This window comes from Lachnospira eligens (assembly GCF_009680455.1).
Classification (GTDB): domain Bacteria; phylum Bacillota; class Clostridia; order Lachnospirales; family Lachnospiraceae; genus Lachnospira; species Lachnospira eligens_A.
On record NZ_WKRD01000010.1, the window covers coordinates 87,077 to 99,411 of the forward strand.

Consider the following 12,335-nt stretch of genomic DNA (forward strand, 5'->3'; position numbering starts at 1 on the left):
CAGTATATGAAATTTTTATTGCAATCTTTAGGAAATTATTATATTCTAAATACGGTGCGTTTAAATGGAAAAGCACTATAAATATTAGCAAAGAGTGGGATGAATATTATGAAAGTATCGGTTATTATACCGTCACTGAATCCTGATAATAAGCTTGTAGCTGTAGTTGATGCTTTACTTGAAGAAGGCTTTAAGGACATCATTATTGTTAATGATGGAAGTGATGAGGAACATATGGCTCCTTTTAAAGAAGTAGCAGCACATAGTGAATGTACAATTCTTACACATGAAGTTAACAAGGGAAAAGGAAGAGGCTTGAAGACTGCATTTGAATTCTGCCTTGAGAATAGAAAAGATATTGATGGAGTTGTGACAGTAGATGGTGATAATCAGCATCGTGCCAAAGATATTAAGAAATGCAGTGAAACAATGGTCAGTACAGGCAATGTCGTTTTAGGCGTAAGGGATTTTACTGGTGATGATGTACCGGCAAGAAGTAAATTTGGTAATAATATGACTAGTGGAGTGTTTAAGGTGCTTTGCAGATTGAATATTTCGGACACCCAGACCGGCTTAAGAGCAATACCTTACAAGTACCTTGAGACATTTGACAAGGTAGAAGGCGAACGATTTGAGTATGAGACTAATATGCTGCTTGCTTTCAAAAAGTATAATATTGGATTTCAGGAAGAATCGATAGAAACTGTGTACATAGAAGATAATTCATCATCACATTTTAATCCTGTCAAAGATTCAATTAAGATATACAAAGTGATATTTAAATATTTATTTAAAAGCACAGGCATGAAATATGTAGGAAGCTCTATTGCTTCGTGGGCTATAGATAATATAATATTTAATGTGCTTGAATTTGTGCTTATAGGGCTTACAGTCAGCTTAAGAATATTCATAAGTACAGCAGCGGCAAGAGTGCTTTCATCAGTTTTTAATTTCTCGCTTAACAGAAATGCAGTATTTAAATCACAGTCCGGTCTTAAACAGACGGTGGTAAGATATTACATTTTATGGTTCTGTCAGCTTGCTTGTTCTTATGCTTTGGTGTATATTGCTACAAAGCTGCTGGCATTAAGCATTGTGCTTTCAGGAATTGCCAAGATAATAATTGATCTTGCATTGTTCTTTGTAAGTTATCAGATTCAGAAAAGATGGGTTTTTAAGTAACGGTTTAGGAGGAAGTTATAGTGGCAAAAAGAAAGAATAATATTGACGATATAGATATCGTTGATGATTTTGAACTTGAAGATATTGATGATTTTGATCCATTTGACGTTTTAGATGACAGCTATGAAGATAAAAAGTCGTATGGTAACGATAAGCCACGAGGTGGCAACGCATCTAATAAAAGAAATAAAAATAAAAAGAAGAATCCAGTTCTTGTATGGGCAGGAAGAGTCGGTGCGACACTTTTGTCAACTATTCTTATTCTGGTGATATTTCTGTATGCTGTTATGGCAATGCTTGTGTATGGACCGTCTAAGACAGCAAAGATTCAGTTTGTACTTTCTGTACAGGAGACAAGTGCAATAGGATTTCTTGCTAACTGGTTCTGCTCTCAGGATGAGATAGACCAGATTAAGGCCAATAACGCAATTAAAGATACAGATGAGATAACAGATGCGGGACTTGTAAATATTGATACAGCAGCCCAGGATCCGGAAACTCCTGATATTGAGATTGTAGATGTAAAGGGTGCTACATATTCTGGAAAACTCATGATTGTAAAAGATCCAAGTAGATTATTTGTGGGAACAGTTCCTGAATTTACCAATGGAAATGGAATGGTTGTTGCAGATATTGCAAAGAGATATGATGCAATCGGAGGAGTTAATGGCGGAGAATTTGTTGATGGAGAAACAACTTATACAGCAATGCCGATTGGCCTTGTAATGAAAGACGGAGAGATTCTTAATGATAATGGTGGAACATCTCATGTTACCGGAATTACATTTGATAATAAGCTTGTTCTTGGTAATATGAATGCTGCAAAGGCAAAGGAACTTAATATAAGAGACTGCGTAAGCATAAGCAATCATATTGGTCCATTTCTTATTGTTAATGGAGAGGCTCAGGATATTGTTGGTATTGCAGGGGGAACTAATCCAAGAACTGCCATAGGACAGACAGCAGATGGAAAGATTCTTCTTCTTGCAGTAGATGGAAGACAGCCTAACAGTATAGGTGCTACATTTTCAGACCTACAGGATATTATGGCACAGTATGGAGCTGTAAATGCATCTACAATGGATGGTGGAACATCAACACAGATGTATTATGATGGTGAAGTAATAAATGTACCATATTCACCAACAGGTCCAAGAAGCTGTCCGACAGCATTTTTAATTAAGTAAGGAGGAGAAAAGTAGTATGCCACGAAATAATAAAAGAAAAAAGAAGCTTTCAAATTTTAAAAAATTCTTATGTATATACTGCGGGATTCTTCTTCTGGCAGGTGTGATTACATTAATTATGCTTCATAGTCTTTTAAAAGATTATGAAGAGGGAATGCCATCAGGAACAATGGATAAGATTGTGAATCAGTTTACTCCTGATGGGATTGGAAAGCTTTTATCAGATAATGACGTGAAAGTAAATGAGTTTGAAACGAATGATACGATAGCAGCATATTTTACAGATAGGTTAAATGACGGTACAGTATCATATAAGAAAAAGGCTGGTGAATATTCTGAAAAAACTCCTGTGTATGTAGTATATGCAGGTGATACGCCGATAGCAAAGGTTGAACTTGAATCGGCAGGAAAGAATGCACATAAATTTAATAAATGGACTCTTGGAACTATTTCTTTTGGAGATTTTACAAAGAACCTTGCAGAAGTTAAAATAACAGCTCCAACAGGTGCTGATGTTTATATTAATGGAGTACAGGTTACTGATACATACAAGACAGAGTCAGAAGTTAAGTTTGCACCTTGTCTGCATGTATCAGATTATGTTACGGTACCAACTAATGATGTGTATGATGTAGGACAGCTTATAGCAAAGCCTGATATAACAGCAAAGCTTAATGGTAAAGATCTGACAGTTGATTATGACAAGAAGACAGGATATACAATTTACTATCCATCGGATGATGAATTGTATAAAAGTATGGAATCAAGGATATATACAATAGCGGAACAGTATGGAGCTTATATTATCAACAGGGGAAGTCTTTCTAAGCTTTCAAGCTATATGGTTGGTACTGCAGCTGAGTATGTCAGTGATATTCCTGCTATATGGGCGTACCTTTGGGGTAAGTCATATACTTATCAGTTCAACAATGAATCTATTACTAATTTCAGAAAGTATTCAGACAAATGTTTCTCATGTGATGTTTATTATGACCTTTATGTTGATTACAAGACAGGTAATACAACATATAAAACATCGCTTACATATACATTTGTAAAACAGAATGGTACATGGATGCTGGCTGATTTCTTAATTAATTAATATAAAAATATAAGCCGTTCTAATCGTATGTGGTTGGAACGGCTTTTTTAACAAAAAATTTATGGATTTTATTGTATATAAGATGTAAAATCTAATTCGAAAACAATTATTACATAAGATTTGGAGATGAATATGTCGGAGTCTAATAAACGTAATTTTATAGTTCATGGAAGTATTCTTGCAATTGCAGGTATTCTTGTCAGGATAATAGGCATGCTTTACAGAATTCCTGTAGTTAACATTATAGGAAGTGAAGGCAATGGTATATATGGAGCTGCTTTTAACATATATAATATAATGCTTGTGTTGTCTTCGTACGGACTGCCAATGGCTGTATCAAAGCTTGTGTCAGCAAGATTTACAAAGAAAAGATATAAAAGTGCTGCTAAAGTATTAAGATGTTCTTTAATGGTTGCAGTGTGTACAGGAGGTATCGCAGCACTTCTTGTATTTTTTGGCGCTTCATTTATAGAGAATGTTATATATGGAGGAGGACTTCCGGGACTTGCGGTTCCATTAAGGATTCTTGCACCGACAATATTCCTTGTTGCAATTCTTGGGGTTATAAGAGGATTCTTTCAGGGACAGAGTACAATGATTCCAACTGCGGTATCGCAGATACTTGAACAGATTGTTAATGCGATTGTTAGTATTGCAGCAGGATATGGAATGATGAAAGCATTTGCTTCATCACCTGATGTGGCTGCATATGGAGCGGCAGGAAGTACGCTTGGTACTGCGATGGGAGCACTTACGGCTGTTTTATTCATGGGATTTTTGTATGCGGTATATACACCGACATTTAACAGACTGAAAAGAAAAGACAGACATACAGAGAACCAGAGCACAGGGCAGATTTGTAAGATAATCATATATACAATGATACCAATTATACTTGGACAGACATTTTATCAGATAAGTGCTTTGATAGACGATGTAATGTTTAGCAATATAATGGTTGGAAGAGATATTACTAAGAGCATATCTATGGATCTTGGTAATTTCAGTTCAAGCTACAGCCTGCTTATAGGAATTCCACAGGGGGTTGCATCTGCAATGTCTGCTTCGATGCTGCCTAGCGTTGTTGCATCATTTACAGACAGGGATTATGATTCTATATATGATAAGATTACTAAGACATTAAAGACTAACATGTTTATTGCTGTTCCATCATTTGTAGGGCTGTTTGTTATAGGTCAGCCTATAATAAAGCTGTTATTTTCCCGCTATAACAGCGCTCAGGGTGGAATGATGTTAAAAATAGGTGCGATTGCGGTAGTATTCTATACACTCTCTACAGTTACAAGTACAGCACTGCAGGGAATTGACCGTGTAAATGTACCAATGATTCATTCATCTATATCACTTGCTGTTCATATTGTGCTGGTATTCGTGCTTCTTAAGTTCTCGGCACTAGGAATATATGCAGTGGTTATAGGTAATGCAACATTTCCAATATTAATATTTATACTTAATCTAAGAACCTTATATCAGGAGATTGATTATACGATGCCGTATATAAGTGTATTTGCAAAACCAGGTATATCGGCACTTATAATGGGCGTGTTCACATGGCTTTCATATAAGGGAATGTATACACTTACATCATCTAATGTTCTGGCACTGGTAATAGCCTTTATGGTTGCATTAATAACATATTTTGGTCCTTACTATGCTTTAACTAAGATGAGAGTATTTGAATAAAGCAGGAATGTGATTCCTGACTGGAAAGGAATAATATGCTTTGTGAGAATTGTCATCAGAATGAAGCTTCAATTCATTATACAGAAATAATTAACGGAGTTAAGAAGGAACACCATATATGCATGGATTGTGCAAGAAGGCTTAATTTTGCAGGAATGTCAGACAGTTCAGATGCGGAGTTTCCATTTGTAAGGCTTCTGACGGGTCTGCTGGCTGGTAATTCAGCCCAGGTGGAAGACGGACCTATGATGCATATCAGATGCCCAGGCTGTGGAATGACATTTGATGAATTTACTATGGTTGGTAAATTTGGTTGTGCTGAGTGCTATGGGGTATTCGGACCTCTTATTGAGGATAATATGAAAAGACTGCATGGAGATTCAGTTCATAGGGGAAAGATATATAAGAAATACTCAGGGCTGTCTGATGAAAATAATGAGACAGATACTCTGCCAGTCATGCAGGATGAAAATGATGATTATGAAAGTCGTATCAGGGAACTGGGGATAAAGTTAAGAGAGGCTGTTGAGATAGAGAATTATGAAGAGGCAGCCAGATTAAGGGACATGATTCACCAGTTAAAGAAAATGGATAATACGGATGATTCAACACAGGGAGGCGGTCACGATGCTTAGATGGTTTGAAGAGGGCGGCAATAACTCTGATGTTGTTATATCAAGCAGAGTAAGGCTTGCCCGTAATATTAATGGATATAATTTTTCTTACAAGATGTCAGACACAGATGCTAAAAAGCTGGTAAAAAATGTTACTGACCAGTTAAAGACAGTGTCGCCAATAAGCGGTTATAATTCATATAATTTTGACTATCTTGATGCTTATCAGAAGATGGGCATGAGGGAGAGACATGTTATAAGTCCGTATCTTGAAAAGCAGGATTACGCAGCAGGATTTGTTGCACCTGATGAAGATGTGTCAATAATGATTAATGAAGAGGATCATATAAGAATACAGGCATTTGCTGCTGGAATGAATATGCAGAAAGCGTATACACTGGCTGATAAGATGGATGATGTTATCGGAGATGTACTTGACTATTCGTATGATCAGAAGTTTGGCTATCTTACAACCCTTCCATCTAATGCAGGTACAGGAATGAGAGCAAGTTATATGCTACATTTGCCAGCACTTGCAGGAAATGATAAAATATCAGGGCTGATTCCTGAGGTTGGAAGATTCGGACTTGTGCTAAAAGCAATGGAGGGTGACAATAACAGAGCTTTAGGTGATATATACCAGCTTACTAATCTGGTAACACTTGGAAAGAGTGAGAAAGATATAATTGACAATCTGGATAATATAGCAGAACAGATTATTGCACAGGAAAGAAATTACAGGAAGCAGTATATTACAAAAAGAAAAATGACAGCACTTGATATGGTGTACAGGTCATATGGTGTGTTAAAATATGCCAGAAAGGTTACACTTAATGATGGAGAGCTGCTGCTTTCCCAGATAAGATTCGGACTTGCATCAGGGCTTATTAAGGCTGACGGATTTGATGAGAGTAATATATATCAGCTTATGATTGGAATTCATCCGGCAAATCTTCTTATGATTTCTAACAAGGATATGGATGAAGAGGAACTGGAAGTGTCACGAGCTGATTTTATAAGAGAACATCTTCCAACAATACATTAACAGATATTTACGAAATCAATCATAGAAAGGGTTATAGATATGCAGAGCAGATTTACCAGCAAAGCGCAGGAGGCACTTAATTATGCGGCAGATACAGCGGCTATGTTAGGTCATGGTTATATAGGTTCAGAGCATCTTCTTATAGGACTTATCAAAGCGGAGGGCGGACTTGCATCTTCAGTTCTTCTTAGCAATGATATTACGGATGAGAAGATAATTAATCTTGTGTGCCAGCTTATAGCACCAGATAGTGTAGTTAATGTCAAAGAACCATCAGGATATACTCCAAGGGTCAGACATATACTCGATAATGCAGCAAGAGAGGCAGCAAGATTTAAGTCAGAGCTTATAGGAACAGAACACATTTTAATAGCAATAATAAAAGAAACAGACAGCGTAGCTTCAAGGCTTCTTAATACTATAGGGGTTCCTGTCAAGAAGATGTATGTTGATCTTCTTATGGCTATGGGAGAAGATGCCGGCAGGGTTAAAGAAGATTTCCAGAATGGAAGACCAAGAGGAAATGATAAAAAAAGCACAGCAACTCTCGACCAGTACAGCAGGGATCTTACACAGATGGCAAGAGAAGGCAGATTGGACCCTGTTATTGGCAGGGAAGAAGAGATTCAGAGGGTTATTCAGATATTGAGCAGAAGAACTAAGAATAATCCTTGCCTTATAGGTGAACCGGGAGTTGGTAAGACTGCCATAGCAGAAGGACTTGCAGCCAGAATAGTTGAAGGAAATGTGCCTGAGACAATTAAGGACAAGCGTCTTCTGACATTAGATTTGTCAGGTATGGTTGCCGGTTCTAAGTACAGGGGTGAATTTGAGGAAAGAATCAAGAAGGTAATAGCAGAGGTTAAAAATGCTGGAAATGTATTACTTTTTCTGGATGAGATTCACACAATAATAGGTGCTGGAGGAGCAGAGGGAGCAATAGATGCGTCTAATATATTAAAACCATCTCTTGCAAGAGGAGAAATCCAGCTTATTGGTGCTACAACTCTTGAGGAGTATAGAAAACATATTGAGAAGGATGCTGCTCTTGAGAGAAGATTCCAGCCTGTTAAGGTTGAAGAACCTACGGCAGAAGAGGCAATTCAGATATTAAGAGGCCTTAAGGGCAGGTATGAAGAGCATCATCATGTTACAATTACAGATGAGGCAGTAGTTGCAGCTGTTAAGTTATCTAAGAGATATATCAATGACAGATTCCTTCCTGATAAGGCTATTGATCTTATTGATGAAGCATCTTCTAAGACAAGGCTTGATGCATATGTAATGCCTGATGAGATTAAGACATTAGAGGCACAGATAGAGCAGCTTACCAAGGATAAGGAAGAAGCAATAAAGTCAGAAGCTTATGAGCAGGCTGGTGAAATTAAGAAGAAACAGTTAAAGAAAAAAGAACAGCTTGAAAAAATGACAAAGCAATGGCAGGACAGCATTAATGAGAATAATCTTATTGTTGATGAGGATGAGATTGCTTCTGTTGTATCAACATGGACAAAGATTCCTGTACAGAGAATTGCACAGGCAGAATCAGAACGTCTTATGAAGCTTGAGGAAACTCTGCACAACAGAGTTATTGGACAGGACGAGGCTGTTACAGCAGTTGCTAAAGCAATCCGAAGAGGAAGGGTAGGACTTAAAGATCCTAACAGACCAATTGGCTCATTCCTGTTTTTAGGACCTACGGGTGTAGGTAAGACAGAACTTTCAAAGGCACTGGCAGATGCTATGTTTGGTACAGAGAATTCTCTTATAAGAGTTGATATGTCGGAATTTATGGAGAAGCATACGGTGTCAAAGCTTATAGGTTCACCTCCGGGATATGTTGGATATGATGAGGGAGGACAGCTTAGTGAGAAGGTAAGAAGAAATCCATACTCTGTAATTCTTTTTGATGAAGTTGAGAAAGCCCACCCGGATGTATTTAATATACTTTTACAGGTGCTTGACGACGGGCATATCACTGATTCAACAGGCAGGGTTATAGATTTCAAGAATACTATAATTATAATGACTAGCAATGCTGGAGCTGAAAATATTGTATCACCTAAATCACTGGGATTCTCGTCAGGAATGACTGAGCAGCAGAATCATGAGGAGATGAAGGGCAAGGTTATGGACGAGGTTAAGAGAATATTCAAGCCAGAATTCATTAACCGAATAGATGATATAGTTGTATTCCATGTTCTTGGAAAAGAGCAGATAGCACAGATTGTCGATATAATGATTGCCAATGTCAATAAGCGTATTATGGAACAGATGAAATTATCAATAGAGCTTGATGATGCAGCTAGACAGTGGCTTGTTGATAAGGGGTATGATTCTAAATATGGTGCAAGACCATTACGCCGTACAATCCAGAATGAGGTTGAAGATGTTCTTGCAGAGCGGATTCTTATGGGAAAAGTCCACGCTGGCAATAAAGTGAAGATAACTGTAAAGGACAATAAGCTTAACTTTACTCTCAAGAGAGGAATGAATAAATAAATTAATAAATAAACAATAAACAACTGACAAATTGCTGGCGCTTTTTGTCAGTTTATTGTATAATCAGTACATACATATCGTAACATATAGGAGGATAATAATATGCCAGTAGTAAATGAATTGATTCGTTCAGAAGCGGATGGAGCAATCAGTTTTGGTAATTATAAGTTGGATACCAAGTCAAAGCTGCCAGATTTCGAACATTGTGGGGATACATACAAAGTTAAGACATTTAACGAAATCACAAAGCTTGAGAAGAACGGCTCTTTTGTATATGAATCTGTTCCGGGTACAGCTGTTAATGATTTTAAGGCAACAGATACAAGTGTATCATTTATGGTAGAAGGTAATGAGGATGCACAGATTACATTAGGCCTTGAAGAAGGTACATCATATGATATCAGAATTAACGATAAAGATGCAGGAACAATGGCTACTAATATGGGTGGTAAGCTTGTTCTTTCAGTTGAATTTGATGGTGAGAAGCCTGTTAAAGTAGATATTAAGAAGGCTTGATTATAATTAAAAGTATTTTGATTTTACAGGGCTGCTACACATTTATATGTTGTGGCAGCCTTTTTTAGGGGGATGTATGGCAAAGGCAAAGAATACAGCTTTTTTTTGTAAAGAATGTGGATATGAGTCTGCTAAATGGTTCGGGCAGTGTCCGGCGTGTAAGGAATGGAACACATTTGTAGAAGAACCAGTAAGTAAACCTAAGTCAGCCAAAGGAATAGCAGGCACAAGCCAGAGGGCAGCGGCATCATCAGCGCCTGTTCCTGTAGAGATAAATAGTGTAAGCTTTGAAGAAAATGACAGAACATCCACAGGTATAGCTGAGCTTGACAGAGTGCTTGGTGGAGGAATTGTTGCGGGTTCTTTAGTGCTTGTAGGAGGAGATCCTGGAATAGGAAAGTCAACACTTCTGCTTCAGATGTGTTACAACCTGTCAGCAGCAGGAAAAGATGTACTTTATATATCCGGTGAAGAATCGCTAAAGCAGATAAAGCTAAGGGCAGACAGAATTGGCCAATGCAGTGGAACACTTAAGTTATTATGTGAGACAAGCTTAGATAGCATAGAAGATATTCTTACAAGAAATAAGCCTGAGATTGTGATAATTGATTCGATACAGACTATGTATAAAGAAGATGTGGCAGCAGCGCCTGGAAGTGTTTCTCAGGTAAGAGAGACAACATCAATACTTATGCAGCTTGCGAAGGGACTGAACATTACTATATTCATTGTAGGACATGTTACCAAGGAAGGAACAGTTGCCGGACCAAGAATGCTTGAGCATATGGTTGATACGGTGCTTTATTTTGAAGGCGACAGATATGCTTCATACAGGATATTAAGAGGCGTAAAAAACAGATTTGGCTCAACTAATGAAATTGGTGTATTTGAAATGCAGCAGAGCGGCCTGTCGGAAGTTGAGAATCCATCAGAATATATGCTTAATGGAAGACCAGAGAATGCATCAGGTTCAGTTGTTGTGTGCCTTTTGGAAGGAACACGCCCTATAATGGTAGAGATTCAGGCACTGGTGTGCGATTCTAATTTTGGAATGGCAAGAAGGACTGCTGCAGGTACTGACTATAACAGGGTTAATCTTCTTATGGCTGTTCTTGAAAAGAGAGCAGGTATACATATGTCAGGCAGTGATGCTTATGTGAATGTTGCAGGTGGAATTAAAGTAAGTGAGCCAGCGCTTGATTTGGGAATTGTGATGGCCCTTGTGAGCAGCTTTAAGAACAGGGCAATAGACGAAAAGACAGTTATATTTGGTGAAGTTGGACTTGCAGGTGAGGTGAGAGCTGTAAGCCAGGCACAACAGAGAGTTAATGAAGCTGTTAAGCTTGGTTTTAAAACATGTATATTGCCGGGTGTATGCTTGAAAAACATAAAGAAGAATGATAAAATTGAAATAATTGGTGTTAATAATGTTCAGGAAGCAATTAAACTGATATAAAATACACAGGATGGGGGATTACTTATGAGTAACGAAGCAATGGTGAATAATCTCACCAATATTCTTAATGGACTTGATGATTCACAGGAAAAGCTTGAAAAAGATGCATTTGATGTTATTAATTCGTCAGATACATCTCTTAATCTGGTTAAGGAAAGCATGTCAAGTGTAGAAGAGATTCTTGGAATGATAGAATCAATGAATAAAGTTGTGGAGGAGTCTTCAGCTAAGATTAAAGAACTTGAAGCTTTGTCTAAGAAGATTGAAGAATTTGCAGCTGTTATTAGTTCAATATCTAACAGAACCAATATACTTTCACTTAATGCATCAATAGAAGCCGCAAGAGCCGGTGAACATGGCAGGGGATTTGCTGTTGTTGCCAGTGAGGTAAGAAATCTTGCTGCTCAGTCAGCTAAGTCGTCCAAAGAGATAACAGACACAATTAATAAAGTACAGACCTCGGTTGATGAAACGGTCACAGCTATGAAGAATATTTATGATAATTCATCAAAGCAGAAGGAAAAAGCAGATGATGTTGGAAATGTGCTTAAGAAAGTAATAGATGCAGCATATACTGCTAATGAGGTTGCAAGAAATATTGAAAATGAGATAGCTTATCAGAGAGAGATAACAGATGAAGCTAAGAATGCATTAAAAGCATAGGAATAATCAGGGAGGTCGCATAAGACCTCCTTTATTTAATGGGTATAATGAAAAAAGACAGTAAATAAGTGGCTTCGAAAGTATATTGATGTTGTTACTATGTCAATATTTGAGTGATTGAGAAAATGTGTTAATGCGTTATGGCAGATTGCAATGAGAAGATGTGTTACGGGAATGTGTTATAGGGATGTGGGTGCTGTGTTATGGGGCGAATGCCTACTAGAAGCTATTGGATAACATAATTAGTGGGTGGTTTTCTTATAATATTGCTATGGCTTCAGAGCAGAGACCTACGCAATAAGCTGTATTGGATGTTTGCGTGTGCTTTTATTCTGAAAATATCTCAACCAGCAAGAATTATCAC

General features: G+C 37.6%; 10 protein-coding genes. All 10 read left to right on the forward strand.

All coding sequences use genetic code 11. The features are described from left to right. Nucleotides 1–108: 108 nt before the first annotated feature. The 10 genes from GKE48_RS12795 (at nucleotide 109) to GKE48_RS12840 (ending at nucleotide 11,971) form a co-directional block, all read left to right on the forward strand. Nucleotides 109–1,182 (forward strand): glycosyltransferase, encoded by a 1,074-nt coding sequence (locus GKE48_RS12795; RefSeq protein WP_022097465.1) that lies wholly within the window; start codon nucleotides 109–111, stop codon nucleotides 1,180–1,182. Between the two features lie 20 nt (nucleotides 1,183–1,202). Continuing rightward, a complete protein-coding gene (locus GKE48_RS15050; RefSeq protein ID WP_022097464.1) occupies nucleotides 1,203–2,369 on the forward strand; it encodes a phosphodiester glycosidase family protein in 1,167 nt (388 codons plus the stop codon). A gap of 16 nt (nucleotides 2,370–2,385) precedes the next feature. Beyond that, nucleotides 2,386–3,471: a hypothetical protein gene (locus GKE48_RS12805; protein ID WP_022097463.1), complete on the forward strand. Its 1,086-nt coding sequence runs from the start codon at nucleotides 2,386–2,388 to the stop codon at nucleotides 3,469–3,471. Nucleotides 3,472–3,603: 132 nt separating this feature from the next. Continuing rightward, nucleotides 3,604–5,175 carry a putative polysaccharide biosynthesis protein gene (locus GKE48_RS12810; RefSeq protein WP_243138508.1) on the forward strand — a complete coding sequence of 524 codons (1,572 nt, stop codon included), beginning with the start codon at nucleotides 3,604–3,606 and terminating at the stop codon, nucleotides 5,173–5,175. Nucleotides 5,176–5,210: 35 nt separating this feature from the next. Beyond that, entirely contained in the window at nucleotides 5,211–5,810 is a 600-nt protein-coding gene (locus GKE48_RS12815; protein WP_055216652.1) for a UvrB/UvrC motif-containing protein, read from the forward strand. Continuing rightward, entirely contained in the window at nucleotides 5,803–6,834 is a 1,032-nt protein-coding gene (locus GKE48_RS12820) for a hypothetical protein (RefSeq protein WP_012738939.1), read from the forward strand. The genes GKE48_RS12815 and GKE48_RS12820 overlap by 8 nt, the downstream gene beginning before the upstream one ends. A gap of 39 nt (nucleotides 6,835–6,873) precedes the next feature. Continuing rightward, nucleotides 6,874–9,336, forward strand: a complete 2,463-nt coding sequence (locus tag GKE48_RS12825; RefSeq protein WP_055288102.1) for an ATP-dependent Clp protease ATP-binding subunit — start codon at nucleotides 6,874–6,876, stop codon at nucleotides 9,334–9,336. 102 nt (nucleotides 9,337–9,438) lie between these two features. Next, on the forward strand, nucleotides 9,439–9,852 hold the full coding sequence (locus GKE48_RS12830; RefSeq protein WP_022097458.1) for a hypothetical protein: 414 nt from the start codon (nucleotides 9,439–9,441) through the stop codon (nucleotides 9,850–9,852). A 76-nt stretch (nucleotides 9,853–9,928) separates the two neighbouring features. Next, nucleotides 9,929–11,308: a DNA repair protein RadA gene (radA, locus tag GKE48_RS12835; protein ID WP_055216648.1), complete on the forward strand. Its 1,380-nt coding sequence runs from the start codon at nucleotides 9,929–9,931 to the stop codon at nucleotides 11,306–11,308. Between the two features lie 24 nt (nucleotides 11,309–11,332). After that, nucleotides 11,333–11,971, forward strand: a complete 639-nt coding sequence (locus GKE48_RS12840; RefSeq protein ID WP_055288103.1) for a methyl-accepting chemotaxis protein — start codon at nucleotides 11,333–11,335, stop codon at nucleotides 11,969–11,971. Nucleotides 11,972–12,335: the final 364 nt, after the last annotated feature.

Bases quoted from the DNA above. Each gene is read 5' to 3' on its own strand.
- GKE48_RS12795 (WP_022097465.1), top strand. From the start codon at position 109: ATGAAAGTATCGGTTATTATACCGTCACTGAATCCTGATAATAAGCTT.
- GKE48_RS12805 (WP_022097463.1), top strand. From the start codon at position 2,386: ATGCCACGAAATAATAAAAGAAAAAAGAAGCTTTCAAATTTTAAAAAA.
- GKE48_RS12810 (WP_243138508.1), top strand. From the start codon at position 3,604: ATGTCGGAGTCTAATAAACGTAATTTTATAGTTCATGGAAGTATTCTT.
- GKE48_RS12815 (WP_055216652.1), top strand. From the start codon at position 5,211: ATGCTTTGTGAGAATTGTCATCAGAATGAAGCTTCAATTCATTATACA.
- GKE48_RS12820 (WP_012738939.1), top strand. From the start codon at position 5,803: ATGCTTAGATGGTTTGAAGAGGGCGGCAATAACTCTGATGTTGTTATA.
- GKE48_RS12825 (WP_055288102.1), top strand. From the start codon at position 6,874: ATGCAGAGCAGATTTACCAGCAAAGCGCAGGAGGCACTTAATTATGCG.
- GKE48_RS12830 (WP_022097458.1), top strand. From the start codon at position 9,439: ATGCCAGTAGTAAATGAATTGATTCGTTCAGAAGCGGATGGAGCAATC.
- radA (WP_055216648.1), top strand. From the start codon at position 9,929: ATGGCAAAGGCAAAGAATACAGCTTTTTTTTGTAAAGAATGTGGATAT.
- GKE48_RS12840 (WP_055288103.1), top strand. From the start codon at position 11,333: ATGAGTAACGAAGCAATGGTGAATAATCTCACCAATATTCTTAATGGA.